At 70.0% G+C, this 25,729-nt stretch carries 23 protein-coding genes; 3 read left to right on the forward strand and 20 right to left on the reverse strand.

Going from position 1 to position 25,729, the window contains the following annotated elements; all coding sequences use genetic code 11:
- Positions 1-9: 9 nt before the first annotated feature.
- On the reverse strand, positions 10-1,980 hold the full coding sequence (locus tag ACGFIB_RS00375; protein ID WP_393367521.1) for a VWA domain-containing protein: 1,971 nt from the start codon (positions 1,978-1,980) through the stop codon (positions 10-12).
- Between the two features lie 594 nt (positions 1,981-2,574).
- Between ACGFIB_RS00375 and ACGFIB_RS00380 the strand changes: the two genes are divergently transcribed.
- Positions 2,575-4,128 carry a hypothetical protein gene (locus ACGFIB_RS00380; protein ID WP_393367523.1) on the forward strand — a complete coding sequence of 518 codons (1,554 nt, stop codon included), beginning with the start codon at positions 2,575-2,577 and terminating at the stop codon, positions 4,126-4,128.
- Positions 4,129-4,330: 202 nt separating this feature from the next.
- Here the strand turns inward: ACGFIB_RS00380 and ACGFIB_RS00385 are convergent, their stop codons facing one another.
- The gene (locus ACGFIB_RS00385; RefSeq protein WP_393367525.1) at positions 4,331-4,780 is read right to left on the reverse strand and encodes a DNA-binding protein; all 450 of its coding nucleotides are present in this window, start codon (positions 4,778-4,780) and stop codon (positions 4,331-4,333) included.
- A gap of 309 nt (positions 4,781-5,089) precedes the next feature.
- On the opposite strand from ACGFIB_RS00385, the gene ACGFIB_RS00390 reads away from it, so the two are divergent.
- Positions 5,090-5,839 (forward strand): phosphotransferase, encoded by a 750-nt coding sequence (locus ACGFIB_RS00390; RefSeq protein ID WP_393367527.1) that lies wholly within the window; start codon positions 5,090-5,092, stop codon positions 5,837-5,839.
- A 103-nt stretch (positions 5,840-5,942) separates the two neighbouring features.
- Here the strand turns inward: ACGFIB_RS00390 and ACGFIB_RS00395 are convergent, their stop codons facing one another.
- The 9 genes from ACGFIB_RS00395 to ACGFIB_RS00435 all read right to left on the reverse strand — a co-directional run bounded on the left by ACGFIB_RS00395 (position 5,943) and on the right by ACGFIB_RS00435 (position 15,011).
- Positions 5,943-6,779, reverse strand: a complete 837-nt coding sequence (locus tag ACGFIB_RS00395; protein ID WP_167748445.1) for an HpcH/HpaI aldolase/citrate lyase family protein — start codon at positions 6,777-6,779, stop codon at positions 5,943-5,945.
- A complete protein-coding gene (locus ACGFIB_RS00400; protein ID WP_393367530.1) occupies positions 6,776-7,360 on the reverse strand; it encodes a MaoC family dehydratase in 585 nt (194 codons plus the stop codon). The genes ACGFIB_RS00395 and ACGFIB_RS00400 overlap by 4 nt, the downstream gene beginning before the upstream one ends.
- Before the next feature lie 126 nt (positions 7,361-7,486).
- Positions 7,487-8,407 (reverse strand): succinylglutamate desuccinylase/aspartoacylase family protein, encoded by a 921-nt coding sequence (locus tag ACGFIB_RS00405; RefSeq protein ID WP_393367532.1) that lies wholly within the window; start codon positions 8,405-8,407, stop codon positions 7,487-7,489.
- Positions 8,404-9,261 carry an alpha/beta fold hydrolase gene (locus tag ACGFIB_RS00410; protein ID WP_357249411.1) on the reverse strand — a complete coding sequence of 286 codons (858 nt, stop codon included), beginning with the start codon at positions 9,259-9,261 and terminating at the stop codon, positions 8,404-8,406. The genes ACGFIB_RS00405 and ACGFIB_RS00410 overlap by 4 nt, the downstream gene beginning before the upstream one ends.
- A gap of 36 nt (positions 9,262-9,297) precedes the next feature.
- Positions 9,298-11,022, reverse strand: coding sequence for a DUF885 domain-containing protein (locus ACGFIB_RS00415; protein ID WP_393367534.1), 1,725 nt, complete (start codon positions 11,020-11,022; stop codon positions 9,298-9,300).
- 27 nt (positions 11,023-11,049) lie between these two features.
- Entirely contained in the window at positions 11,050-12,243 is a 1,194-nt protein-coding gene (locus ACGFIB_RS00420; RefSeq protein ID WP_030511293.1) for a dipeptidase, read from the reverse strand.
- Positions 12,240-13,616: a dipeptidase gene (locus ACGFIB_RS00425; RefSeq protein ID WP_393367537.1), complete on the reverse strand. Its 1,377-nt coding sequence runs from the start codon at positions 13,614-13,616 to the stop codon at positions 12,240-12,242. The genes ACGFIB_RS00420 and ACGFIB_RS00425 overlap by 4 nt, the downstream gene beginning before the upstream one ends.
- Positions 13,603-14,301, reverse strand: a complete 699-nt coding sequence (locus tag ACGFIB_RS00430) for an SDR family NAD(P)-dependent oxidoreductase (protein ID WP_208762466.1) — start codon at positions 14,299-14,301, stop codon at positions 13,603-13,605. Before ACGFIB_RS00430 ends, ACGFIB_RS00425 begins: the two co-directional genes overlap by 14 nt.
- Positions 14,298-15,011 (reverse strand): creatininase family protein, encoded by a 714-nt coding sequence (locus tag ACGFIB_RS00435; RefSeq protein WP_393367540.1) that lies wholly within the window; start codon positions 15,009-15,011, stop codon positions 14,298-14,300. The genes ACGFIB_RS00430 and ACGFIB_RS00435 overlap by 4 nt, the downstream gene beginning before the upstream one ends.
- A 334-nt stretch (positions 15,012-15,345) precedes the next feature.
- Between ACGFIB_RS00435 and ACGFIB_RS00440 the strand changes: the two genes are divergently transcribed.
- Positions 15,346-15,849, forward strand: a complete 504-nt coding sequence (locus ACGFIB_RS00440; RefSeq protein ID WP_167748444.1) for an Lrp/AsnC family transcriptional regulator — start codon at positions 15,346-15,348, stop codon at positions 15,847-15,849.
- Positions 15,850-15,956: 107 nt separating this feature from the next.
- Here the strand turns inward: ACGFIB_RS00440 and ACGFIB_RS00445 are convergent, their stop codons facing one another.
- The 9 genes from ACGFIB_RS00445 to ACGFIB_RS00485 are packed head-to-tail and all read right to left on the reverse strand — an operon-like array spanning position 15,957 to position 25,713.
- Positions 15,957-17,150 (reverse strand): CaiB/BaiF CoA transferase family protein, encoded by a 1,194-nt coding sequence (locus ACGFIB_RS00445; RefSeq protein ID WP_142575086.1) that lies wholly within the window; start codon positions 17,148-17,150, stop codon positions 15,957-15,959.
- Positions 17,147-18,388, reverse strand: a complete 1,242-nt coding sequence (locus ACGFIB_RS00450) for a methylaspartate ammonia-lyase (RefSeq protein WP_393367542.1) — start codon at positions 18,386-18,388, stop codon at positions 17,147-17,149. Before ACGFIB_RS00450 ends, ACGFIB_RS00445 begins: the two co-directional genes overlap by 4 nt.
- Positions 18,389-18,399: 11 nt before the next feature.
- On the reverse strand, positions 18,400-19,224 hold the full coding sequence (locus ACGFIB_RS00455; protein ID WP_142575084.1) for a M55 family metallopeptidase: 825 nt from the start codon (positions 19,222-19,224) through the stop codon (positions 18,400-18,402).
- Positions 19,221-20,171 carry a N(4)-(beta-N-acetylglucosaminyl)-L-asparaginase gene (locus tag ACGFIB_RS00460; RefSeq protein ID WP_142575083.1) on the reverse strand — a complete coding sequence of 317 codons (951 nt, stop codon included), beginning with the start codon at positions 20,169-20,171 and terminating at the stop codon, positions 19,221-19,223. The genes ACGFIB_RS00455 and ACGFIB_RS00460 overlap by 4 nt, the downstream gene beginning before the upstream one ends.
- On the reverse strand, positions 20,168-21,211 hold the full coding sequence (locus ACGFIB_RS00465; protein WP_393367544.1) for an oligopeptide/dipeptide ABC transporter ATP-binding protein: 1,044 nt from the start codon (positions 21,209-21,211) through the stop codon (positions 20,168-20,170). Before ACGFIB_RS00465 ends, ACGFIB_RS00460 begins: the two co-directional genes overlap by 4 nt.
- Entirely contained in the window at positions 21,208-22,224 is a 1,017-nt protein-coding gene (locus ACGFIB_RS00470) for an ABC transporter ATP-binding protein (RefSeq protein WP_208762464.1), read from the reverse strand. Before ACGFIB_RS00470 ends, ACGFIB_RS00465 begins: the two co-directional genes overlap by 4 nt.
- Positions 22,221-23,084 (reverse strand): ABC transporter permease, encoded by an 864-nt coding sequence (locus ACGFIB_RS00475; protein WP_142575081.1) that lies wholly within the window; start codon positions 23,082-23,084, stop codon positions 22,221-22,223. The genes ACGFIB_RS00470 and ACGFIB_RS00475 overlap by 4 nt, the downstream gene beginning before the upstream one ends.
- Complete coding sequence (locus tag ACGFIB_RS00480) at positions 23,081-24,022, reverse strand: ABC transporter permease (RefSeq protein WP_142575080.1); 942 nt, start codon at positions 24,020-24,022, stop codon at positions 23,081-23,083. Before ACGFIB_RS00480 ends, ACGFIB_RS00475 begins: the two co-directional genes overlap by 4 nt.
- Positions 24,023-24,063: 41 nt before the next feature.
- Entirely contained in the window at positions 24,064-25,713 is a 1,650-nt protein-coding gene (locus ACGFIB_RS00485; protein WP_142575079.1) for an ABC transporter substrate-binding protein, read from the reverse strand.
- Between the last annotated feature and the right edge of the window lie 16 nt (positions 25,714-25,729).

Genomic DNA, 25,729 nt, shown 5'->3' on the forward strand with positions numbered 1-25,729 from the left:
CCCCCATGTTCAGTCCGGACCGCCTTCGAAGGGTTCGTCGCCGACGACCACCGCGGTGGTCAGTCGCCGCCGGAAAGCGGGTACCGGACCGAGCTCGAACTGCTCGGACTCGGACACCGGCTCTCCTCCTGCGACCGCGACGCTGCTGTCCGTGCTCTCGACCGTGACGTCGAACACGTAGGTTCCGGGTGCGTTGTGCGTGTCGTCGAACCGTGCGGTGTACCGGCCGTCCGAGGCGAACACGTCGGCGCCCGACGGATCGCCGTCGTCCACGAACCGCAACGGGGCTCGGCCACCATCGGGGAGGCGCACGACGCCGCGCACCAGGAGATTGGTGACCGGCCGGTCGTAGTACATCCGCACGAACACCGGGATCTGGTCGCCGGGCTGGTAGGCGCCGCGCCCGACCGTCACGCCGCCATCGATGTGCGGGTGCTCGCTGAACACAAGCAGCCTGGCGTCGAGTTCCGCCCCGCCGTCCAGGGCGGTGACCTCGACCGCCCACGGTCCGTCGACCGGGCGGTCGACCGCGAACGCCGCGTACGGGCGTTCGCCCCGGATCTCGTGCACCCCGGCGGGCAGCGCACCGACGGCGATGGTCTCGCCGTCCGGCGCGTGCAGGGTGAGCTCGAGCGAGGACCTGGGAGCGTTCCAGCTGACCAGGAAGGTCGCGGCCTCGCTGCCGGGCTCGATGTCCACGGTGCGCGTGACGGTCTGCTCGCCCTCGAGGAACGGCAGGGGTTGAGCCGCGACGATCCCGCTGTTGTTGCGCACCAGGCCGAAGACGCGTTCCAGCTCGTGGCGGATCTCTTCGGCCTGCTTGACGCCGGGCTGCGTGGTGGCGATGCGGGCGAACTCGCCGCCGGTCGCGTCCGCGATGCGCTGCAGCAGCGCGGTTCCCACCGAGATGCCGACACCGATCGTGTAGACCCGGACCCGGGCCTTGACCAGGTCGGGCAGGACCGACTCCGGATCCTCGCCGGTGTTGTGGATGCCGTCGGTGACCAGGACCGCCGTTCTGGTCGACGCGCTCGCGCCCGAGGATGTCACGGCGTCCAGCGCGGCCCGCAGCCCGTCACCGATCGCGGTGTTCCCGCCGGCCGAGATCGCCTCGACCTCGTCGTGTGCCTGGGTTCTGTGGCTCGTGTCCTCCATCGCGAGGACGGGCGAGTCGAGACTCGCGCTGTCGGCGAAGGACACCACGCCCAGCTGTTCGCCGGCCTTCGCGGCGTCGAGCATGAAGTGCGCGCCGATCTTCGCCTCATCGATCTTGCCGTCGTCGGCCATGCTCCCCGAGCGGTCCAGCACGATGACCAGCCGCGGGCCGGAGGTCTGGGTGACCCAGTCGATGCCCGAGAATGTGCCTCCCGAGGCGGGCGCGGCGAGCTCGGGGAAGGCCGCGGCCATCGTCTCCCAGCAGGACGTGCCGTGAACGCTCTGCTGCAGCGTGTCGCCGTCGGGATCGTGGTTCTCCCTCGTGCAGAAGCGCCTGACGCGACCGGGCACGAGCGGACCGCCGGTGCCGGCCGGTCCGAACCGGTCGCCTTCGGTCCAGGCGGCCTCCATGACACACGCGTCGCCCGTGGCGTCCTCGACACACCAGGCCGGTACGTCGCCGGGGCCCACGAACTCGTCGCAGACGCCGTACGCGTACTGCGCGAAATGGCGCAGGATCACGAACGGCTTGAATCGCTCGTCGCCGTAGAGCACCATGTGCGCGCCGGGCTGGCCCAGGCCGAGTTCCGGCGAGTTGGATCGGCCGTCATCCTCCAACAGCCAGGCGTCGGCGTCGTGGCCGCCGGTCGAGGCGTTGCACACCCGGATATCGCCGAACTGGTGGCACCCGTTCGTCGCGTCGAACAGCAACCGCGAGGCCTGCTGGAACGAGGCCCGCCATTCGTCGATCCGGGCGGCGTCGGCTACGTGACGAAACGAGACAGTCAGGTGAAAATGACCTGTGTCGAGATAGCCGATACCCATTCACGCCTCACAGCTCGGATCGCGGTCGGATTATCGGATTCTTCGATCCGGGGCGGGCGCAAAAAAGCGAGTTGGATACCGACGCGGTCGGGTGAGTCACCGCCTCCTGCATCGGATATCTCTTCAGCGCATTACACGCTAGCCAGTATCGGTCACCTCGTCAACGCTCGAGTTCGCGCGCGATCCGCACTGACCTTGCCGGCCACTGTGCGGCGAATGAGGCGGTTGACCTGAGCAGAGGCACACCGCCACAATCGCAAGTGGGCCGACTCTGGTGAGCGGCCGGAATGAGCCGATTGAGGCCAGTATGGTCTCGGGGTCAGAGAGCCGGGGTTTGCTGGCGTGTTGAATTCCGGTGCCGATGTCGCGCCACTTGGACCAACCGTTGCGCCGTTCGGACGAACCGGGCGCGCGCCCGGTTCGTCAAGCGGAACGGCTCTGTGATCGGCCGCTGCGGCCATGAGCGGCCAGATAAGGCCGATTTCCCCGATTGCGCGGCCGACGACGGCCCGGCCCCCCGCTGTGCCCGCGCCCTCGCCACCACCGCCGCCGGCCGATCCGGCCCCACCGCCGGCCGTAAGCCCGGAGTCCTCGGTGCCGCAGACCGAGACGCCGTCCCAGCTGCATCGACGTGCCGCGTCGTCCGATGTAGATGTGGCCGGCCGGAGCGGAATCTATCGGCTCGACATCGACCTGTACGAGGGACGGGTGGCGCTCTTGTCGCGGCACGGCCCGCCGCTGCGGGGATACGTCTCGACAGACCTTGACGAGGGCGCCTACCTGCTCACCGTCGACCGCAAGAACAATCTGTGGAAGTTCCAACGAGGTCAGGTGAAGACCGGGCTGAGGTTCACGGTCGACCTGGACGGTCCCGATCCCTTCACCCTGCACTACGAGGAGCCGCTTACCCTGCTGGCCCGCCCTGGCATGCGGTCGTCGTCAGACTTCGACTCGATAAACGTGCTCGTCGGGGCGCTCTACAAGCTCGTCGACGAGGACCACAACCTGGCTGCCGCCTGGCTGCTGCTGATCGGGCTGTCGGACGTGCTGCTCTATGACACGATCGACCAGCTGTGGTCGGTAGATCAGCTGGGCCAGCACATCGTCATGGCCCTTCTCGCGGATTTCAACCAGTCCAAGGACGTCATCGACGACACCGATGGAATGTGCCGGGTGCTGCGGGCCCTCGAGAGTTTCTCGGCGAAACCCGCGGATCTGCATGTCGACTCGTTCACGTCTTATGTAATCGACCCCGACAGTCGCCGCCCGGACCCCGAACGTGCCGCGCTCGGTCTTTCCACTCTGCAGATCAGGTTCACCTACGACAAGCATCCGCCGCGCCGAAGCCTAGTGATCTACGCCGACGACATATACTCGTCAGACCGCTCGGACGATCTGCCAGTGTACGGACCGGGCTGCCTCCGATATCCGAGGTGGTTCACCCGGAAATCGACCCCGCGAATGCACGAGGCCAAGACCGCGGTCCTGGAACGTCTGGGCAACGAGAACCTTCTCGCAATCATCGAACAGTCGAAACAAGCGTTCGACGAGATCTCCCTCGCGTGGACCATCTACGGCCTGGCCGGCCCGATCGCCTCTGCCGTTGTCAGAGCCAGGGCGGGCAGCGCGGAGTTGCCCGGATCGGTCGGCGCCGCCCGGCTGCAGGAGCGACCGTGGAAATGGTCCGGAATCCAACCGGCGCGCGGCGGACCGGGTGAATGGGTGCCCGACTTCGAAGCGGGTGCCAACATGCGCCCCGAGGACGCCTGGTATCAGCTCTCCGCCGCAGGCACACCTCCGGGATGGGGGTATCGCGTCAACGGCGTGCAGTTCGAGAACTTCATCGACGGTCGCTTGATCGACACGAAGAACTGGCATTACTGGGGGACCGTCAGCAGATCCATGCGCGGATACAGGGGCTCCGAGATCGCTCTGGAGAAGGTGGCGGACGCCCGGGCGCAGCTGCTCGTGGCCCGCAACGCGGGCGTGCGGCTGCAGTGGCGGGTGCCGACGGAGGACGTGGCTCGGGTGGTGCGGGAGGGGTTCGCCTACCACGGGCTCGGTGAGATCGAAGTCGTTTGCCAAGCGGCTGAACGGATGCCCCTGCGTTGGCAACCGAAGATACCCGCAGTCCTGTTCGGCGACTGATTCGCCGAGCCGGCTCAAGCGGTTCTTCCGCACGTTGGGCAGGTCGGCGGCAGCGTGGACGCACGCGTCGGCAACGCCCAGGCTCAGAGTCGCAGAGCCGGCCCTCACACTTCTTGAGCGCCCGCGACACGCTGCTCGGTCCTGTACGCCCGCGCCTCGGCCGCCGAATCGCTCCTGGCCGCCGCGTCCGCCACGGAGCCGCCTACCGGCCTTCGTCGGGGTCGATCGCGGTGCGGTCCACCAGCCGTTCGTAACGCTGCCGGGCGGCCTGCGGGGTGCCGAGCCCAAGGCCGAAGGCGATCTCCTGCCACGTCATGCCGCGCCCCCGCGCCATCCGGAGGAGCGCGGCCTCCAACTCGTCCATCTCGGCCCGGGCCTGGGGGACGAGAGTCAAGGCGGCCGTGATGTCGGCCTGGTCCACCTCCGGCTCGCCGTCATCGAGCTGCGCGGCCCCGCTCAGCAGGAACGACACGAGTCTGACGGCTTCGTGGGGTCCCATCACGGAGGGGTGGACCTGCCGGCCGCGTTGCTCGTCGGTGGTGGCGTGCCGCTCGGCGACACGGAACAACGACGCGTGGACGCGCTGCGCGCGCGCCGCCTCCGGACGCGGAGACGTGAACGGATCGAGGGGCTGCTCGGCGGTCGGTCTCATACCGTCAAGAATGTAGTCACAACTGTTCATTGTCAACGTACTGTTGTGAACATCTCGTTCAAGCGGCAGCGTGACCCGCAACTCCCGCGCGATGCGCCCGACTCGCCACGCGAGAACCGCTCCCCCGCCTCCAAGCGCAGCCGCTCGCGCCGCTCCTGCTCGGCCGGGGTGTACCCGCCGGCTGCCGCGTACCTCATGGTCCGGAGACAGCGCGCCCGCAACGATCCGCCATCCCTGAGTACGGGCTCTGCGGCGGTGCCGTCGCAGCCCTGCCACTGCTTTTCGCGGGAGAGCGGGAGAATGGTGGTCATGAGCCGGCTCCCCCTCGCCTCGATCCCTGCCGGGCCGGTGGCCATGCCCGGCGCCGTCGCCGAACTCGCCGCGGGCGACACCGTCACTCCGGTGTGGCGCAACCAGCTCGGCGGCCTGACGTTCCGGCTGGAGGACGCGAACGGCGGCACGAGGTACGTCAAGTGGGTCGCCGCCGGCACCCCGGAGATCGACCTGCCCGGCGAGGCGGAGCGCCTGGAATGGGCCGGGCGGTGGGCCGCCGTTCCTCGGGCGTCGGCGTGGGGCTCGAACGCGGACGGCGCCTGGCTCGTCACGGCGGCACTTCCCGGCCGCTCGGCGGTGGACCCGCGCTGGACCGCCGATCCCGCCACCGCCGCGGCGGCGATCGGCCGGGGGCTTCGCCTGCTCCACGACACCCTGCCCGTGCAGGAGTGCCCGTACGACTGGGGCGTCGAGCGGCGGCTCCGCGGTCGCGACGAGGCGGCCCGGCAGCGTCTCGGCGAGCCGCCCGCGGTCGACCGCCTCGTCGTCTGCCACGGCGACGCCTGCGCTCCCAACACCCTGCTGTACGACGACGGAACGTTCGCCGGGCACGTCGACCTCGGCTCGCTGGGCGTGGCCGACCGGTGGGCCGACCTCGCGGTCGCCGCCTGGAGCACGGAGTGGAACTACGGCCCGGGGTACGACGGCGTCGTGTACGACGCGTACGGCGTCGTCCCCGACCCCGAGCGCATCGCCTACTACCGGCTGCTGTGGGACCTGGCGTGAATCGCCACTCTCCCCTGTCCTGCTTCTTGTCCTGTCCTGGAGATACCAGGGCAGGACGATCACGTTGCCGCCAGGGCCTTCAGACCGACCGAGGTCGCCCGCTTCACGCCGACTCCTCCCCCGCGGAGTCGACGATGCGACGGGCGAGCTCCAGACGAGGTTTGTCGATCATCTCTCCGTCGACCCGTACGGCGGCGCCCGCGGATCCGGCCGCCACGTCGAGCACGCGCCGGGCCCAGTCCAGCTCCCCGTCCGAGGGCGTGAACGCGCTGCGGACGAGAGCGACCTGACGCGGGTGCAGACACAACTTGCCGGTGAATCCCAGGGCCGCCGCCCGGCGGGTGGCCCCCAGGGTCGCCGCATCGTTGTCGATCTCGGGCTCGACCCCGTCGACGGGCCCGGGCAACCCGGCGGCCCTCGCCGCGAGGACGACCTTGCTGCGCGCGAACAACAACCCCTGCTCGTCGCCGCCCCGCGAGGGAATGCCCATGTCGAGGCAGAAGTCGAGGTTTCCGAACAGCAGCCGCGCCACGCCCGGCGCCTGTGCGATGAGATCCGCGTCCCGTACGCCCCGGGCGGATTCGAGCAACGCGAAGACCGGTACCCGCGGGCCGAGCACGGCGGCCACCGCCGCGACGTGCTCCGGCGCCTCGGTCTTGGCAAGGACGACTCCGGCCAGCCCCTCGGCCCCGGCGAGCGCCGCCAGGTCGTCATCGTGCCACGGCGTGCCGATCCCGTTGACCCTGACCAATGCCGGGTGGACGGAGACGTGGCCGGCGGCGGCCGCCCGCGCGTGGGCCTTGTCCTGCGGGGCGACGGCGTCCTCGAGGTCGATGATGATCGCGTCCGCGCCGCTGGCGGCGGCCTTCGCGAAGCGGTCGGGCCGGGTCCCGGGCACGAAGAGCAGGGTCCGCGCCGTCGTCCCGTACGCCTCGGTCACGGTGTGCCGGGACGCGGGTCGAGACCGGCGGCCCGCAGGGACCTCTCGTCCCACCGGGGTTCGACGACGGTGCGGCTGGGACCATGCCCCCGCCGGTAGACCAGAAGGGTGCGCTCGAAGCTGATCACGATCACGCCGTCCTGGTTGAACCCGATGGTGCGCACCTCCACCACGCCCACGTCGGTACGGGACTGCGACTCGCGCACCGAGAGCACTTCCGACTGGGAGTAGATCGTGTCGCCTTCGAAGACGGGATTGGGCAGGCGCACCCGGTCCCAGCCCAGGTTCGCCATGACGTTCATGGACACGTCGTGCACACTCTGCCCGGTGACCAGGGCCAGGGTGAAGGTCGAGTCGACCAGCGGCCTGCCCCACTGCGTTCGCTCCGCGTAGTGCCGGTCGAAGTGGATGGCCGCCGTGTTCTGGGTCAGCAGGGTGAGCCATGCGTTGTCCACCTCGGTCACCGTACGGCCCAGCGGGTGCCGGTAGACGTCACCGACGACGAAATCCTCCAGGTAACGGCCCTCCCAGCTCACTGACGGCGTTCGGGGAGCCGGGGAGGCGGTTCCGTTCTCGTCCACGTCGGGTCTCCTTGTCGATGGTGTCTGTATGTCGGTGCCGCCCTCGGCATGCCCGGAGCGGCGAAGGCGGGAAGCGACTGCTCCTATGGATGTCATACCGCGAGCTCTGGGCCGCCCCAGCCGGGATCAGTGCCGCGCCAGGCCCAGCAGCAGGCCGCCGGCCGATACCGCCGGACTGCTCGTCAGGAACAACGGTGTGCCCGCCTCCGGCGCCCGCACCTCGGCGAAGACCTCACCCCACACGTCGCTCATCGTTCCCAGCAGCCCGGCGGCCGGCACGGGCTCCCCCACCGCCACGGCGGGCTCCCACCAGCCCGCCCGGTCCGTGCGCAGCCAGTGCCATCCCTCGTGCAGGCGGACATCGCGCACCGGCCACGGCTCACCGTCCAGCACCCCGACGGACCTGGCGATGTTGGTCAGCCCGGCCAGGTGCCGGTCGATCGCCGCCCGGTCGAGCAGGCCGTTCTGGCCTGACTCGGCGACGATCGCCGGGATGCCGGCGTCGGCCGCGGCCGCGCACGTGCTGCCCGCCACGGTCCGCGCTACCGCGGCCTGCCTGACGACGTGCCCGGCGCCGTACGCCAGGGCGAGATCCAGCGAGGCCGCCTCGACGGGGGACTCCTCGAAGATCGTGAACGGCTCCAGCGATTCGGGCAGGTCGCCGGCGTGCATGTCGACGAGGTAGTCGGAGCCGAGGACGAACTCGGTGAAGACGTGGTGCGCGAGCACCTCCGTGAACGAGCCGTGAGGGTCGCCGGGAAAGCTCCGGTTCAGGTTCTCGCCGTCCACCGGGACGACGAACGGCGTCCTGGCCCAGAATCCCGGCACGTTCACCACGGGGACGACGACGATCCGCCCGGAGACGGCGGCGGCGTCGAGGTTCCGCACGAACTCGCGGACGGCCGCGATCGAGGCGTACTCGGCGCCGTGCACGCCGGACAGCACGGTGAGCCGCGGCCCGTTTTCGCGGCCCCGGATGTCGAAGTACGGGATGTCGAGCCCGTCCGGGCCGAGGCCGGGGATGCGGAGAGTCCGCCGCTCGATCATCGCACCGCCGTTCCGAGGTCCGGCAGCGCCTCGGCGAGGAACTCGCGCATCGTCCGCTGGAAGAGCTCCGCCTCCTCGATCTGCGGGGAGTGCCCGGACTTCTCGAAGACGACCAGCGTGGAGTTCGGGATGAGGGAGGCGATGGTCTCCGACGACGACACGGGGGTCACCCAGTCATGGCGGCCCACGGTGACGAGGGTGGGGCAGGTCACGGACGGAAGCTGCGGCTTGACGTCATAGATCGGCGCGTTGTGCTGGAAGCACCAGTTGTGCGCCTCGTGGCGGTAGATGCCGGCCTCGACCCGCGCGGCCGCCTTCGCCGGGTCGTACTCGTGGTCGTACAGCGGGATCAGTTCGGCCCAGCGGGCCTTCAGGTCGGCGTCGTCGCGGATCTCGCCGCTCCAGTAGCGCCGGTAGTTCTCCCAATCGAGCTCCACCCGGGTCTGCCTGCGCGCGTTCTCGTGGGCGAGCTCCAGGTTGGTCCGGTCCGGTGAGGTGTCCCGCAGGATCATCGCCCGCACCCGGTCCGGGTAGGCGATCGCGTACTCCATGGCGATGAATCCGCCGTAGGAGCCACCCGCGATCACGACCGACTCGGCGCCGGCCCACTCGCGCAGCGCGTCGACGTCGGCGGCCCACTGGGCGTGCGAGTAGGGCGGGACGCCCTCGCTGAGGCCGCAGCCGCGGGCGTCGAACACCACGACGCGGAACAGGTCGGACAGCGGGCCGAAGGTCGCCTTCGGCTCCGCCAGCGAGCCGATGCCCCCGCCGCCGTGGTGGGCGATCAACACGGGGGCGCCCTCCTCGCCGAGGACCTCGACGTTGAGCCGCGCGCCATTGATGTTCACGAACATGTGCACTCCTTGCTGAGGAAACGCGGGCGCCCTGGCTCAGGCCGCCGCGGAGTCGATCCAGGCGGCCACGATCTGGTCGAGCACACCGAGGGGGACGGCGCCGTTGCCGAGCACCGTCCCGTGGAAGGCGCGGATGTCGAACCGGGATCCGAGCCGGGCCTCGGCCACGGCCCGCAGGCGGCGGATCTCGCGACGGCCGATCATGTACGCCAGCGCCTGCCCGGGCCATGCGATGTAGCGGTCGATCTCGTTGCGGACGTTGGCCCGCGTCGTCGCGGTGTTGTCCCACATGAATTCCATGGCCTGCCGCCGCGACCAGCCGAGGTGGTGCATGCCCGTGTCCACCACCAGCCGGCAGGCGCGCAGCGCGTCGAACGAGAGCATCCCCAGCCGGGCGATGTCCGAGGTGTACAGGCCCATCTCGTCGGCCAGCCGTTCGCTGTACAGGCCCCAGCCCTCGACGTACCCGCACACCTCGGCGTCCAGGAAACGCCGGTACGCCGGAAGGTCCGTCAAGGTCTGCGCGGAGGCGATCTGCAGGTGGTGGCCGGGCGTGCTCTCGTGGAAGGCCAGTGCCTCGTACTCGTACACGAAGCGTTCCTTCGGGTCGGCCGTGAGGACGCAGTGGGCGCCGGGCCGGGACCCGTCGCCCGCCGGCGGCCGGTAGTGGGCGAGCGCGGCGTTGCCCGCCTCGATCGGGTTGATCTCCTCGATGACGCAGTCGGCGATGTCGTACGCCGGGAACCAGTCGTCGCGCGCCTCCTCGGCCCGGCGCAGCGCGTCGGTCACCACGTCGACGATCTCGCCGGCCGAGCCGAACCGCAACGAGGGATCGTCCCGCAGCCGGGACAGGATCTCGCCCACGTCGCTCGTGCCGAGCACCCGGCCGCCCAGCTCGGCCCATTCCTGTCTCAGCTCCGCGAGACAGTCGAGGCCGATCTGATGGATCTCCTCCGGAGACAGGTCCGTGGTGGTGTGGCGCCGCACCGCGGCCCGGTAGCCCTCCTCGCCACCGGGGACGAAGCGGACGCCGACCCGCTCGTCGGGCCGGGCCACGGGCAGCAACTCGTCCCGGAGGCCGGCGAGCAGGCGCCGGAGCGCGGGGCGGACGGACTCCTCGACGATGTTGGACGCGCGCGCCCTGACGCTCCCCTCGTCGGCGCCGGCCGGCAGCCGGAGGCCGAGCAGGGTGTCGTCGGCCAGGCTCAGCGAAAGGTGCCCGGTGAGCTGGTCGATGGCCTGGCCGACGCCGACACGGGTGGGGATGCGCCCGTCCTCCTTGGCCGCCCGATAGCGGTCGAGGATCGCGTCGACGAACGCGGGCAGGGCGGTGAGCCGCCGGAGGTACTGGTCGACGGCCGCGGCGTCGGAGAGGGACGCGGCCGGGACCGACATGAACATCATCGCCTGCGGTGAGGAGTAGCCGTCCGCGGACGCCCCCGTCTCCCACAGCCCGTGCTCCAGATCGGACCGCACGCCCCAGGCGAGGCGGCCGAGCACCGCGTGGTTGATCCGGTCGGCCGGGTTCAGGCCGCCGGGGTCGATCTCCGCCAGCCGCCGCTCGATGTCCGCGATCTTCGCGGCGTCGGCGGCGGAGCCGGAGCGGCTGGGGTCGGGCACCAGCCCGTCGAAGCCCGAGACGCCGAGCAGCGTGGCGCTGAAGGGGTCGGCCGTGTGCTTCACCTGAAAGAACTCGGCGCTGAGCTGGGCGAGCCGATCGTCCGCCCCGGCGGCCGCCGGGGGCTGGTCGTCAGGAATCACTGGTCCTCTTTCCTGTTGGCGGGGGCACTAGGCCCAGATCCGCTTGAGCGCCCGGAGGATGTTGCCGCCGAGCACGGCCGTGATCTCGCTGTCGGAGAACCCCTCCCGTACGAGCAGGCCGCAGATGTTGTGGAAGTTCTCGGTCGGGTTCTCCAACCCGTCGACGTACTCCACCTTCTCGAAGGAGGGGCCGCCGGGCGCCGCGGCGCCCACCTTGAGCAGGTGCCCGAAGACGGTGTGCAGGCCGACGTGGTCGCCGTAGAGCGTGTCCGGCCCGAACGCGACGTGCTCGATGCCGACCAGGTCCAGGCAGTACCGGAAGTGGTCCATCACCGACAGGATGGTGTGCCGCGGATGGGCCTCGGACAACGTCGTGTGGGGCGCCGCCGACATCCCGATGACTCCGCCCGTCTCGGCGACCGCGCGCAGGACGTCGTCCGGCTTCATCCGCGGCGTGTCCCAGACCGCACGCGCTCCGGCGTGGGTCATGAACACCGGGCGCTCGCTCACGGCGCAGACGTCCAGGCCGGTCCGGTCGGAGGAGTGCGAGATGTCTATGGCCAGGCCGAGCCTGTTCATCCTGGCGACCGCGCGCCTGCCGAAGTCGGTCAGCCCGCCGTCGGTGGTCTCGTTCAGGCCGCTGCCGAGGGCGTTGGCGTCGGAGTAGGCGATGCCGATCTGCCGGAGGCCGAGGCCGTACAGGACGTCGAGCCGATCGATCTCGTTCTCGATCGGCGTCGCCGCCTCCAGGCCGAAGAGCAGCCCCACCTTGCCCGACCGGTGCGCGTACTCGATGTCGTCCATCGTCCGGATCACGATCACGTCGGACTGGTGGGCGATGTCTGCCTGGCGCATGCCGAGGTCGGTGATGATGTCGAGCCAGCGCCACGGGGCGTTGCCGGTGACGCAGGCGGTGCCGTCCATCATGTTGTCGAACACCACGGTCATGCCCGACGCGAGGAGCCCGGCGAACGCGGTGTGCTGGCGTCCGGTCCTGTTGTACTCCGGCGTCTGCCGCATGTCCGCGGGGAACCGGACGGGATGGTCGTGCAGGCTGACCACGACGTTGTCCCGCAGCAGCCGCTCGGCCCGTTCCCGCTCCTGCTCGCTCAGGCCGCCGGCGTACGGCGGCACGCGGCCGAACTCGGGGGCCAGCTCGATATCCGGGAAGTCGACGCCGGGCGTGAGGTAGCCGTACGACTCGTAGGCGCCCGCGGTCACCGCGTGCCGTCCCCGCGGACCGGCGCCAGCCGGTGCGGCCCGTCGGCGAGCAGCCGCCACAGCCGCTCCCAGGCGCGCATCCCCTCGCGCAGCCGGGAGATCCGCATGAACTCGTTCGGCGCGTGCAGGTTCTCGTCGGCGGTCGAGAAGGAGAAGAACAGGGTCTTCGCGCCGAGGACCTCCTCGAACAGGGCCGTCGCGGGCAGCGTCCCCGCGATGACGGCCAGCAGGACGTCCTGGTCCGGGTAGACGTGCGCGAGCGCCTCGGTGGCGGCGCGGATCGCCGGGTGGCTGGCCGGGATCGTGTACGCGGGCACCCCGCCCTCGTCGGGGCGGACGGCGACGCGCACGCCGGGGATCTTCTGGGCGAGCACATGGTCGGTGATCGCCTGGAGCACCCGTTCCGGGCGCTGGCCCGGCACGAGACGGCAGGAGATGTGGGCGGTCGCGACGTGCGGGATCACCGTGTACTTGCCTCCGGCCAGTACGCCGTTGATCTCGAGGGTGGGACGCTCCCACAGCCGCTCCAGCGTGCTGTAGCCGGCCTCGCCGAAGAGGCCGTCGAGACCCAGGTCGTCCCGGTAGCGGTCCTCGTCGAACGGCACCGCCGCGATGGCGGCGCGGCGCTCGTCGCTCAGCTCGGGGATCCCGTCGTAGAAGCCGTCGACCGCGACCCGGCCGTCGAGCGCGTGCAGGCCGGCCAGGATCTCGCTCAGGGCGTGCACGGGGTTGGCGACGGTGCCGCCGTAACGCCCGGAGTGCAGGTCGGTGGCGGCACCGCTGACCTCGACGTCGAGCGTCACCAGGCCCTTGGACGCGATGGACAGCGAGGGCTCGCTCGGCCGCCACATCGCCCCGTCGGCCGAGATGACCAGGTCGGCCGCGAGTTCGTCCGCATGCTCGCGCAGGTAGGCGGGAAGGTGGGGGCTGCCGATCTCCTCCTCCCCCTCGAAGAGGAACTTGACGTTCAGCGGCAGCGCGCCTTCCTGCTCGATGAACGCCTGCGCCACCTTGAGCACGATGAAGACCGGGCCCTTGTCGTCGGTGACCCCGCGCCCGCGCATCACGTCGCCGTCGACGCTCAGCTCGAACGGCGGGGTACGCCACTCGGCGAGATCGCCGGTCGGCTGCACGTCGTAGTGGCCGTAGACCAGGATGGTGGGAGCGCCGGGCGCCCCGAGCCACTCGCCCCGGACGACGGGGTGACCCGCCGTGTCGACGACCCGGCCGCCGGCGAAGGACAACTGGGCCGCGAGCCATCGGGCCGCGGTCCGCATGGTCTCCGGGGTGGCGTCCCGGCTCACGCTGGGCACCGCGACGTAGCCGGCGAGCTCGTCGAGGTAGGCGGCGTCGGTCGAATCAAAAGAGAGCATGTCCACCATCAATCGAGAGGGTCTGACCGGTGATCCAGGATGAGGATTCGGAGACGAAGAACCGGACGCCGTGCGCGATGTCCTCGGACCGGCCGAGCCGGCGTACGGCGATGCCTTCGACGAGCGCGGCCTGGCCCTGCTCGCCGTAGCTCTCCCACTGCTCGATCGTCGTGGGATTGGACAGGACGAACCCCGGCGCGATGCAGTTGACCGTGATGCCGAACCGCCCCAGCTCGTGCGCCATCTGACGGGTGAAGCCGATCTGCCCGGCCTTCGCGCTGGCGTACGCCTGGATGCCGGTCAGGCTGACGCTGCGGCCCGCACCCGACGAGATGTTCACGATGCGGCCGAAGCCGCGCCGCTTCATGCCCGGCACCGCCGCCCTGGTGCACAGGAAGGTGCTGGTCAGGTTGGCCGCGACCACGGCGGACCAGTCCTCGTCGCTGATCTCCTCCAGAGGGTGGTGGACCTGGCCGACCACCCCGCCGGCGTTGTTGACCAGGATGTCGACGTCGCCGATCTCGGCGAAGAAGGCGTCGACCGCGGACGAGTCCGTGACGTCCACCGTGTCCTTGTCGACGCCGTGCACCCGGGCCCCGTCCGCCTCGAGCGCGGCGGCGATGGCCGCCCCGATCCCGTGTGCCGTGCCGGTGACGACGGCGACCCTGCCCCTGGCTGCTGTCACTGGTCGAGCCATCCCTTCTCGAGCAGCTCGCGGACCTCGGCCACGCCGGCGTCCCACACGACCTGCATGTCCTCGTCGCTGCGCCGGTAGGCCCCGCCCAGGCTGCCGTCCGGGGACAGCTCCCTCATCTCGCGCGCGGTCACGTTGTCCGCCAGCGACCTCGGCAGGACCGGCGCGCTGCCGCCGGGGATCTCGGCGCCGTCGACCCTGGTCCAGGCGAAGTTCTCCAGCCAGGAGCCGTGGAACTGGTCGTCGTCGAACCGGGACGCGGCCGCCGCCGTCTTCGGCGCGTTGTACCAGCTGTGGAACAGCACCTCCACCCGTTCGGCGCGCGGCAGGCACACCCATTCGCGGATGAGGCCGGCGACGGGAGCGTTGCCGCCGTGGCCGTTGACCACCGCGATCCGCCGGAACCCCTGGGAGGCCAGGCAGTCCAGCAGGTCGCGGATCACCTCGATGTAGGTGCTCATGCGCAGGCTCATGCTGCCCGGGTACTCCACGAAGTACGGCGCCATGCCGAACGGCAGGACCGGCAGGACCGGCACGCCGAGCGGCTCCGCCGCTTCCACCGACACGCGCTCGGCCAGTAAGGCGTCCGTCCCGAGCGAGAGATACCCGTGCTGCTCGGTCGACCCGACCGGGAGCACGATGCGATCGTCGCGTTGGAGGTAGTCGGCGATCTGCATCCAGTTGCTGTCGAAGACCCGCACCGGTCCTCACACTCCGTTCGATATGCGAAGTGAAACCAATGTCGACCTCAGGAGTGGTCAACTGTAAGGGAAGTTGCGTCTCATACTAACCATTTGCCCCGCAAATACCAGCCGTCCACTGCAAACGCATTCGGATCGCCTGTCGCCGCGGGTGTTCGCCCCGGGATGTGGCACCTGTGGCACGGGTGACTCCGGCGGCGGTGCTCTTTCCGTGCTCTTTCCGTGTCCCCGGCGGGGTAGCCTTCCCGCCATGCCCCCTCGCCGCCGCTCCCCTGCTTCGCACGCCCCGGCTGCTTCACATACCTCGGCCACTCCCCTGCGTGCTCTCGCCGACGTGCCCGTCCCTGTGCCTCCGGTTCCGCTCGACGACGTGGACCGGCAGATACTCGTCCTGCTCAGCCAGGACTCCAGGCGCTCGCAGCGGGCACTCGCCCGCGAGCTCGGAATGTCCGCCCCCGCGGTCGGAGAACGCATCGCGCGTCTGGAACGTCTTGGCGTGATCCAGGGGTACGGCGTGCGCGTGAACTGGAGCGCCGTGGGCTATCCGATGACGGTGTACCTGATCATCACGGCCGTCCAGGGCTACCAGCAGCAGGACCTCGTCGAGCAGCTCGCCCTGATACCCGAGCTGGAAGGGCTCGACATCGTCACCGGTGCCATGGACATGCTCGCCCGGCTCCGGGTGCGTGATCACCAGCATCTGCGGCAGCTGCTCATGGACTGCATCTGGCAGATCGAGGGCGTGCAGCGCACGGAGACCGCGCTGAGCCTGGTGGAGATAGAGCCGAAGAACCTGGTGGCCGACCTGCTGTCGGCCCCGTCCGGTGAGCCGGCCTGAGCGGTCCGGCCGGCTCACCGGGGAATCGTGTGGGGGGGTCCGTGCGCCCGAAGGCGTTTTCGGGGGCGGGTCACGGACCTCGCGGCGGCGTGGCCATCGGGGAGGCCTCAGTCCCGGCGATCGGCGGCGCGCAGCCGCTCGATGCGTTCCGCGTCGTACCCGAGCACCTCGCCCAGGACGTAGCCGGCGTCCTCGTCGCGCCGGGGAGCACGCGCGTGGGCGCGTTGCTCCGCACCCACCCGCAGCGGGCTCGCGACCTGCCGCACGGTGCCGAAGTAGGGATGCTCGGTCTCGACGACCATGCCCCGGGCGACGGTGTGCGGATCCCGCAGGGCCTGCGCCACGGTGTTCACCGGCCCGCACGGCACCCCGGCCGACCGCAGCAGGCCCAGCCAGTGCTCGCTCGTGCCGGTGGCGAACACCGCCTCGAGCTCGGCCAGCAGGGCCTCGGCGTTCTCCCGCCGCGCGGCGAAGTCCCGGTATCGGGGGTCGTCCGGCCACTCCGGATGCCCGAGGGCCCCGGCGAGCCGGCGGAAGAACTTCTCCTTCGGGCAGGCGACCACCAGCCAGCCGTCTCCCGTCGGGAAGGCCTGGAAGGGGACGAGCGACGGATGAGCGGAGTGGTGGGTGCGCCTGGGCTCGAAGTCGCCGTTGAGCTGCCAGGCGGCCGGGTAGGTCAGCATGGAGATCGCCGTATCGAACAGGCTGACGTCGCAGTCGGCGCCGACGCCGTCGCGCCGCGCGGCGTGCAGCGCGGCCAGGATGGACGCCGCCGCCACCAGGCCGCCCGAGTAGTCCACGAGCGACAGCCCGGACTTGGTGGGCGGTCCGCCGGGCTCGCCGGTGAGGTCCATCCAGCCGGCCATGCCCTGCAGCACGTAGTCGTAACCGGGTTCGGCGCTGCGCGGCCCGGTCATGCCGAACCCGCTGAGCGAACTGCACACGATCGCCGGGTTGAGATGCTTGAGGTCGTCGTAGCGGATCCCCAGCTTGGCCGGCACGTCTCCCCGCAGGTTCGAGTGCACCACGTCGCTGACCTTGACCAGGTCCTCGAACACGGCGCGGCCCTCGGGCGTGGAGATGTCGAGGCTGAGGCTGCGCTTGTTGCGGTTGAACGTCTCGAAGAACAGGCTGTCCTCGCCGTGCTGCTCGGGAACGACGTACCTCCCGATGTCACCGCCGGTCGACGGGTCCTCGATCTTGATGACCTCGGCTCCCAGGTCCGCCAGATGCACGCTCCCGAACGGCCCCGCGCCGTACTGCTCGATCGCGATGATCCTGACATCCTCCAGCGGCCTCACGGCAGGACCGGCTCTCGGCGTGCCGCGGCGATCGCCGCCACCCGTGCCATCTCGTTTCCCACGATCATCAGTCCCTCGTCCACTCCCATTCCGGGCTTGGCCAGCACCTGTCCCGCACCGCACGCCATGGCGACGTTGGCGGTGACCTGCGCCGAGCGGTCCGTCTCGTTGCACGTGCCGCCGCAGTACGCGACAAGTCCGCGGTCGCGCACCAGCAGCAGCGCCTCGATCGTGTTGCCGATGCCGCCGAGGTCCGGTGTCTTGACGTGGATCACGTCGGCCGCGCCCCGGTCGACGAACATCTCGATGTCCTCAAGGGTGTTGCACCACTCGTCGACGGCGATCTTCACCCGTGCGTCCAGCCTCCGCAGGGCGGCCCGCAGCCGGACGTACGTCTCGATCTGGGCCTCCCGGCTCCCGGCGTCGACGGGATGCTCGACCACCAGCTCGTATGGGGCCGCGATCTCCCCGAGACGGGCGAGATAGGCGGCGACTGCGCCGACGTCGCCGTCGAAGGCAAGGCCCACGGTGCCGTAGGTGTCGACGTGCAACCGGGGCGTGTACGCGCTGTCCGGGCGCAGCTCCCCGATCCTCTTCACCAGCCACCGCAGGTAGTCCTCGAGGAGTTCGCCACCCCGGCCCAGCTTGGTGTCGACGTTGTTGATCAGGGCGTGCGGAAGGACGTCCACCTGTTTGAGGATCATCTTCTCGGCGTTGGCGTACCGGTCGTCGCCGGTCTGCGCGAACATCGGCACCGGTGCCAGATCGACGCCGGTCGCGTATTCGTCACGCACGACCTCGGCCATGGTGAGCCGCCGGCTCTGCGCGACGGCGTCGAGCACCGCCTGGGTCACGCCGTACCGGATGGCCGTGTGCAACGGACCGGAGGTCGTACGGCATGCGTCCACCCGCCCGGCCAGCTCGCGGAACGAGCCGAGCTCCGCGCCGGCCAGCATCGGGACGAGGTGCTCCTCGACGTCCCGGCGCGCCGCCGCGGCGCTGAAGAGCGGGTCGCGGCCGCCGGCACCGCTGTACTGCACCGCCGCGCAGTCGCCGTGGGCCACGGAGCCGTCTTCGAGGAGCAGCATGACCGACAGCGCCTCGCCCGCCTGCCGGATCGCGGAGAACCCGGGCGTGATCGGGGCGCCCGCGTAGGCGAAGCCGTCGTGCTCCGCACCGGCCCTGATCGCCGCCTGGTCGTCGGCGAAGAAGCCGGTGCGAACCGGCCGCGTGAGCACGTTGACTATCCTCATTCGACCAGCCCCCGGCACAGCAGCACGACAGTGATGAACGTCTGATAGATCCACAGCGGGTCGTCTCCGACGATGACCGCCGACAGGTCCCCGGTCCGCTCGACTCCGGCGATCCTGGCGGCCAGCTCGCAGTAGTCGCTGCTGCGGAAGGACATGCCGAGCGTGACCGGGAGGCCGATGGACGGCGGCGCCGCGCCCGGCAGGTGCTCGACGGCCTCGCGCGCCCGCTCCCGGATCAGGTCCCTCGCGGCCTCCGGGTGCAACGCCTCGGCGGAGAACCGGGACACCGACCGCTTCACGACCGCGGACTTGATTCCCGGGCAGAACCGCTCGGTCTCCTCGGCGGTCGTCGCGTCGCCGGTGACCAGCACGATCGGCACCTGGTACGCGGCCGCCACGAGCGCGTTGATGCCCGCCTCACCGGCGACAGCACCGTTGATCTTCACCTCGGCGAACGCCGACGGGAAGTAGGTGTGCGACAGGACCGAGCCCCTGCTGCCCATCGATCCGTGATACGAGACCAGGAAGATCGCGTCGAAGCTCGGGTCGAGCCCCTGCATCATGTACATCGGCTTGTACCGGCCGGACAGATAGCCGGCACGTCCGGCGAGTGCGTCCGGTTTCAGGTTCGCCATCTTCGAGTGCGCGTCGTTCACCAGGAACTCCGTGGCGCCCGCCCGCATCGCGCCCTCGATGGCGGCGTTGATCTCGCCCGTCAGCAGCTCGGTGTAGTACGGGTACTGCGACCCGCCGATGACGCACTGGTCCCAGTCCACCACGCCGGCGGTCCCCTCCATGTCGGAGGAGATGAAGATTTTCACGACAGCACGCTCCTCGGGTGGGACTCCGGTCCGGTCGAGCTCTCGGTCATCACCACGTAGTACGAGCCGGCCTGTCCCGCCGCCGCGCCGTGCCGGCCGTCCGGCGTGAGGGCGAGACAGCGCAGCTCGGCGCGGAACTCGTCGGGCAGGGTGGCCGCGTCGGCGAGCATCGCCAGGCACGCCGCCGAGGGGTCGAGCCCGCGCGCGATGTCCGCGACGATGCCGCGGGCGCCGAGGACCCGCATGCTCAGCTCTCCCCGCCCCGTGCAGGCGGCGCCTCCGTACCGCGCGTCGGCGTAGTTTCCCGCGCCCGGAACGGCGGAGTCCCCGATACGCCCCGGATACTTCCAGGGGTAGCCGCTGGTGGACACGCCCACGACGAGCTCGCCCGAGGCGTCGAGGGCGATGATGTTGATGGTCCCCCAGGGCCCGTCGTGCGGGGCGAAGCGGTTGACGAGGTCGAGCGCGGTCCGGCGGTACAGCTCGTCGCCGGCCTGCGCCGCGGTCCGCTCGCCTTCGACGGACTCGTCCGAGGGCTGGAGTGCCGACAGGAACAGCTTCGTGGACTCCTCGGTCAGCAGCTCCGCGCGGGCGAATCCGTTCTCCTCGGCGAACAGCTCGGCGCCCTCGCCGACGAGGAGGCTGTGCTGGGGCAGCCGCTCCAGGACGGCCCGGGCGATGGAGACGGGGTTGGGGAATCCCTTCACCGCGCCGACGGCGCCGAACGCCCTCGTCGAGCCGACCATCACCGACGCGTCGAGCTCCACCACACCCTGGGCGTTCGGCAGCCCGCCGGTCCCGACGTAGTGGTCGTCCAGGTTGTCCTCGCACCTGCGCAGACCGGCCTCGACCGCGTCCAGGGCGGAGCCGCCGCGGGCGAGTGTCTCCATGGCGGCGGGCAGGCCGGCCTCGCTCCGCTCGCTGCCGATGACGATCGGACCGCTCACGCGATCACTCCTTCAGGGTGGTGGGTGATGTGCACGCAGGCGGCGCGCCTGCGTGCGTCGCGGGGATCGGCGAGCAGCGGCGGCTCGGCGGCGCACGCGGCGACGACCGACGGGCACCGGTCCGCGAAGCGGCAGGGCTGGGTCCCGTCGCGCGCCGCGGACCGCGCGATTTCCTCCCTCACGGGACCGAGGTCGCCGGTCCGCTCCGCCTCCGCCTCCACCTCCACTGGGCCCCCCGCGCCGGCCAGGCGGGGAACCGAGCCGATGAGCAGCCGGGTGTACGGATGCGCCGGATCGTCGAACAGGGTGGCGGTGGCCCCGGTCTCGACGATGCGGCCCCGGTACATCACCGCCGTGCGTTCGCAGATCTGCCGCACGACCGCCATGTTGTGCGAGACGAAGATGACCGACAGGTGGAGCGTCTCCTTGAGGTCGGCCAGCAGGTTGATGATGGTGGCCTGGACCGACACATCGAGGGCGGACACCGGTTCGTCCGCCACCAGCACGGCCGGCTCCAGCGCCAGCGCCCGAGCGATGCCGACGCGCTGCCGCTGCCCGCCCGAGAACTGTCGCGGGCGCTGGCCCAGGGCGCTTTCCGGCAGGCCGACCAGGTGCATCAGCTCGCGGTTGCGCGCGTCCACCTTGTTGCGCGGGACCAGCTTGTGGAACCGGAGCAGCTCCGAGAGCATCTGCCCGACCGTCATCCGCGGGTTCAGCGAGCTGTAGGGGTCCTGGAAGACCATCTGGATCGCGCGCTGCTGTGCCCGGGTGCGTCTCTCCGGCAGGACCTCGCCCTCGTAGTTGATCGTGCCCGCCGTCGGGCGGTACAGGCCGACGATGGTGCGCGCGAGGGTCGACTTGCCGCAGCCAGACTCGCCGACGAGGCCCAGCGTCTCCCCCTTGTGCAGCACCAGGTCCACGCCGTCGACCGCGCGGTTCACCACCGGCTTCTTCCGGAAGAGCCGGTCGGTCACCGCGACGGGAGGGGTGAAGTGCCGGGCCAGGCCCTCGATCGAGAGAATCTCGTCAGCCGCCGTCACCGCGTGCTCCCCGCTTCTTCCTCGGCCATCGCATTCCACCGCTCCGCCGTGTCCACGCGCCGGCAGGCGCTCAGTCTCCCCGTTCCGGCAGGCACCGGCTCCGGCTCCCCCGCTCGGCAGGCGTCCTCGGCGAACGGGCATCGGGGGGCGAAGGAGCAGCCGGTCAGAGGCTGGGTGAGGTCCGGCGGCCGGCCGTGGATGGTCAGCAGCCGGGCCACGCGCCGGTCCGGGTCGGGCACCGACCTGAGCAGGGAGAAGGTGTACGGATGCCGGGGCTCGGTCACCAGGTCGACCAGGTCGCCGGACTCGACGACCTTGCCGGCGTACATGACGTACAGCCGCGAGCAGGTCTGGCTGACCACGGCCAGGTCGTGGCTGACCAGCAGCAGGCCGACGTGCTCCTCCTGCTTGAGCTGCCGCAGGACGCCGAGGACCTGGGCCTGGATCGTCACGTCCAAGGCTGTCGTCGGCTCGTCGGCGAGGATGAGCCGGGGCTTGGTGGACAGCGCGATCGCGATGCAGACACGCTGGCGCATCCCGCCGGACAGCTGGTGCGGATACAGCTCGTACCGGCGCTCGGGATCGGCTATCCCGACCTCTCTCATGAGGTCGACGGCGATCGCCCTGGCCTCGCCGCGCGACTTGCCGAGCCTGCGCAGCGGCGCCTCGGCGATCTGGTCGCCCACGCGCATGACCGGGTTCAGCGCCGTCAGCGAGTCCTGGAAGATCATGCTCATCGTGTCGGCCAGCCGGCGCCGCAGTCGCTTGGCCGGCAGCCCGGTGACGTCCTCGCCGTCGATGAGGATGGTTCCCGAGACGATCCGCGCCGGGCGGGGCAGCAGTCCGAGCAGCGCGCGCAGGGTGAGGCTCTTGCCCGAGCCGGACTCGCCGACCAGCCCCACCGACTCGGCCGCGCCCACCGTGAGGGACACGCCGCGGACCGCGTGCAGCCGTGCGTGCGGCATGGGGATGTCGACGTGCAGGTCGTGCACCTCTAGCAGCGGAGGGGTCATTGGTTCGCCTTCTCCACGATGCCGTCCGCGATCAGCGCCAGCGCGAGTCCCGTGACGACGACGGCCAGGCCCGGGATCGTGGCCATGTACCACTTGGTCAAGATGAACTGCTGACCTTCCTGGATCATGGTTCCCCAGTCGGGGGTCGGCGGCGGCACGCCGAGGCCGAGGAAACCGAGGGTCACGATCGCCAGCAGGGTGAGCACGATGTCGCTCATCGAGAAGATGATCGCCTGCAGGACGACGTTCGGCAGCAGGTGCCGGAGCAGGATCCGCCACGTCGGCAGCCCGCTGGCCCGCGCCGCCATGGCGTACTCCTGCTCCTTGGCGACCAGGACCTGACCACGGACGATGCGGCAGTACGCCACCCACCCGACCAGGGTGACCGCGACGTAGATGCTGGTCGTCCCCGGCCCCATCGCGAAGACCAGCGCGATGACCAGGACCAGGAACGGGAACGCGATCACCATGTCCACGATCCGGCCGATGACGGCGTCCACCCATCCGCCGAACCATCCCGCGACCAGCCCGATCAGGCTGCCGATGATCAGCGGCGAGATGACCGCCACCACGCCGACCCGCAGGTCGACGCGGGCTCCGTAGAGCAGCCGGGCCAGCACGTCGCGCCCGAGCGCGTCGGTGCCGAGCAGGTGGCCCTTCGCGCCGGGGTCGAGGAAGGCGGCCTGGAGGTTCTGCTTGATCGGATCCTGGCTCGTCAGCAGGGGCGCGCAGAGCGCGAGGGCGACGATCAGGCCGAACAGGATCAGCCCGGCGACGAGCGGCGCGTTCCACCGTCCACGCCTGCGGCGGCCGCCGGAACCCGCCGGCACGGCGGGGCCCGCGGTGGCGACCGCGCTCATGTGAGCTGAACCCGGGGATCGAGGGCGGAGTGCGCCACGTCGGTCAACAGGTTCACGACGACGACCATGATCGCGAAGACCAGAGTGATTCCCTGCACGGTGGGGAAGTCCCTTCCGAAAATGGAATTGATCATCTGCTGTCCGATGCCGGGGAGCGAGAAGACCCGTTCGACCACCAGCGTCGATCCCGTGAGATAGGCGATGTTGACGCCCAGGACGGTGACCGACGAGACGGCGGCGTTGCGCAGGGCGTGTCCGAGCACCACCCGCGCGGTGCTGATCCCCTTGCTGTGCGCCGTCACGATGTAGTCGCTGCTCAGCACCTCGATCATGCTGGCGCGCAGGCTGCGGATCACGATCGGCGCGAGCGTCAGGGCGACCGTGATGCCCGGCAGCACGATGCCGCGCAGGTGCTCGCCCAGGCTGTCGCCGTACCCCCCGACCGGGAACCAGCCCAGCTTCAGTCCGAAGACCAGGATGAGCACGATGCCCAGCAGGAACGCCGGCAACCCCAGACCCACGACCGGCACCGCCCGGATGATGTTGTCGGCGACCCCGTTGCGCCGCGCCGCGGCCAGGACGGCCAGCGGTACGGCGATCAGCAGCGTGAAGAAGGTGCCCGAGACCAGCAGCCAGATCGTCACCGGCAGACTGGTCCCGATCAGTCCCAGGACCGAGCTGTTGTACACGTAGGAGAATCCGAGGTTGCCCTGCAGCAGGTGGCCCAGGAACGTCAGATACTGGCTCAGCAGTGGCTTCTCGAGCCCCATCTGATCGCGCAGTTCCTTGACCGCCTCCGGGGTGGCGTGCACGCCGAGCAGGGTCGCCGCCGGGTCTCCCGGGATCAGCCGGATCAGGAAGAAGACGATGAACGAGATCCCGAGCAGCACCGGGATCAGGGACACCACCCGTTTCAGGATGTAGACGAGATACCTCATCGTTGCTCTCGCTCCAAGTTCTCAGTCCGCATCGGCCCTGCTCAGAGCGAGACGTCTTCCATGTGGTAGGACCCTGTCGGCAGGACCTTGAAGCCCTTCACGTCGCTCGCCGTCGCGTACGGGAAGGGCGTGTAGAACAGGAACGCGAGGAACGCGGACTCGGCGGCCTTCGCCTGGAGCTGGCTGTACAGGGCCTGGCGCTTGGTCTTGTCGAACTCCTTCTGCGCCTGGTGGACCAGATCCATGATCTCCGGGTCGTTGAAGCCGGTGTCGAAGGAGTGCCCGCCGGAAGTGGGATCGAGGGCGAACTGCGCCAGCTCGTCGGGGTCGGCCAGGTCCATCGTCCAGTACGAGTGCGCGATCTCGTAATCCAGCTTGCCGGTCATGTCGTGCTGCGCGCTCGGGTCCACGTTCTGGATGTTCATCGTGATGCCGAGCTCCTTCAGCGACGCCTGCAGGACCTGCGCGATCGCCGCGTCCACCGCGTCGCCCGACATGGCGAGCCACGTTGTGGTGAAGCCCTTCGGCACGCTCGACTGACTCAGCTCCTCCCGGGCCTTGTTCATGTCGTACTGGATGCCGGGGCAGTTCTTGTCGTAGAACGGCGTCGACGGCATCAGGAACGAGTTCGCCGGGGTGCCGTTGCCGAACAGGATGGTCTTGACCAGCGCCTCCCGGTCGATGGCATAGGAGATGGCGCGGCGCACGTGCACGTCGTCGTACGGCTTCTTGTGCTGGTTCATCATGATGTAGTCCGTCCTGGTGGACGGGAACAGGTCGACCTTCACGTTGGGCGTGCTCTTGAGCTGAGCGAGGCTGGAGAACGGCGGGCTCTCGTTGATGTGCGCCTGCCCGCCCTGCAGCTGGATCGCGCGGGCATTGCTGTCCGCGACCACCTTCCAGGTGACCGAGTCCAGGTACGGCTTGCCCGACTGCCAGTACGAGGGGTTCTTCTTCAGCGTGAGGGCGTTGCCCTTCTGCCAGGTGCCCCACACGAACGGGCCGGTCCCGATCGGGTTGGCGTAGAACTCGTCCTTGGTCTTGCCCGCGTAGTCCTTCGGGATGATTCCGTTGTTCGGGCAGCTCAGGTCGGCCAGCAACGGCGCCCACGGATACTTGGTGGTCACCACGACGGTGTAGTCGTCCGGCGTGGTCACCTCCTTGATCGCGGAGTTGATGAACTCCCAGCCGCCCTTGGTCTTGCTCGACTCGTCGAGGGAGAACTTCACGTCCGCCGAGGTCATGGCCTGGCCGTTGTGGAACTTCACGTCCTTCCTCAGCTTCAGCGTGCACGACTTGTTGTCGGGCGACATCTCGTAGCTCTCCGCGAGCCAGGGCCGCACCCCCAGGCCGTCCTCCGTCATGGCGACCAGCGGCTCGTAGATCTGTGCGTAGGTCCAGATCGAGGCGTTGCTGAACACCATCGTCTTGTCCATGTTCACCGCGTCATGGTCACGGACGATGACCAGATCTCCCCCCTTCTTGGCAGCGCCGGACGAGGCGCCGGACGAGGTGCCGGTGGAGGTGTCCGATGACGATCCGCAGGCTGCCAGCAGCGGCGCGGACGCGAACGCCCCGATGCCGAGCGCGCCGAGTTGGAGCATCCGGCGCCGGCTGATGTCGGGGACCCTGAGGCCGGCGAAGATCTGTGCGGCCGATGGGGTCGGTGCGTCAGTGCTGTGGTCAGACATGCCTATCCTTCACGAG

Origin of the sequence: Microbispora bryophytorum, from assembly GCF_043197435.1 — a bacterium.
GTDB lineage: Bacteria > Actinomycetota > Actinomycetes > Streptosporangiales > Streptosporangiaceae > Microbispora > Microbispora bryophytorum.

What these genes read in the sequence shown, in the direction of transcription:
- ACGFIB_RS00480 (WP_142575080.1), bottom strand. Translation starts at nt 24,022, where the DNA reads ATGAGGTATCTCGTCTACATCCTGAAACGGGTGGTGTCCCTGATCCCG.
- ACGFIB_RS00470 (WP_208762464.1), bottom strand. Translation starts at nt 22,224, where the DNA reads ATGACCCCTCCGCTGCTAGAGGTGCACGACCTGCACGTCGACATCCCC.
- ACGFIB_RS00425 (WP_393367537.1), bottom strand. Translation starts at nt 13,616, where the DNA reads ATGCTCTCTTTTGATTCGACCGACGCCGCCTACCTCGACGAGCTCGCC.
- ACGFIB_RS00390 (WP_393367527.1), top strand. Translation starts at nt 5,090, where the DNA reads ATGAGCCGGCTCCCCCTCGCCTCGATCCCTGCCGGGCCGGTGGCCATG.
- ACGFIB_RS00475 (WP_142575081.1), bottom strand. Translation starts at nt 23,084, where the DNA reads ATGAGCGCGGTCGCCACCGCGGGCCCCGCCGTGCCGGCGGGTTCCGGC.
- ACGFIB_RS00410 (WP_357249411.1), bottom strand. Translation starts at nt 9,261, where the DNA reads ATGTTCGTGAACATCAATGGCGCGCGGCTCAACGTCGAGGTCCTCGGC.
- ACGFIB_RS00485 (WP_142575079.1), bottom strand. Translation starts at nt 25,713, where the DNA reads ATGTCTGACCACAGCACTGACGCACCGACCCCATCGGCCGCACAGATC.
- ACGFIB_RS00405 (WP_393367532.1), bottom strand. Translation starts at nt 8,407, where the DNA reads ATGATCGAGCGGCGGACTCTCCGCATCCCCGGCCTCGGCCCGGACGGG.
- ACGFIB_RS00385 (WP_393367525.1), bottom strand. Translation starts at nt 4,780, where the DNA reads ATGAGACCGACCGCCGAGCAGCCCCTCGATCCGTTCACGTCTCCGCGT.
- ACGFIB_RS00375 (WP_393367521.1), bottom strand. Translation starts at nt 1,980, where the DNA reads ATGGGTATCGGCTATCTCGACACAGGTCATTTTCACCTGACTGTCTCG.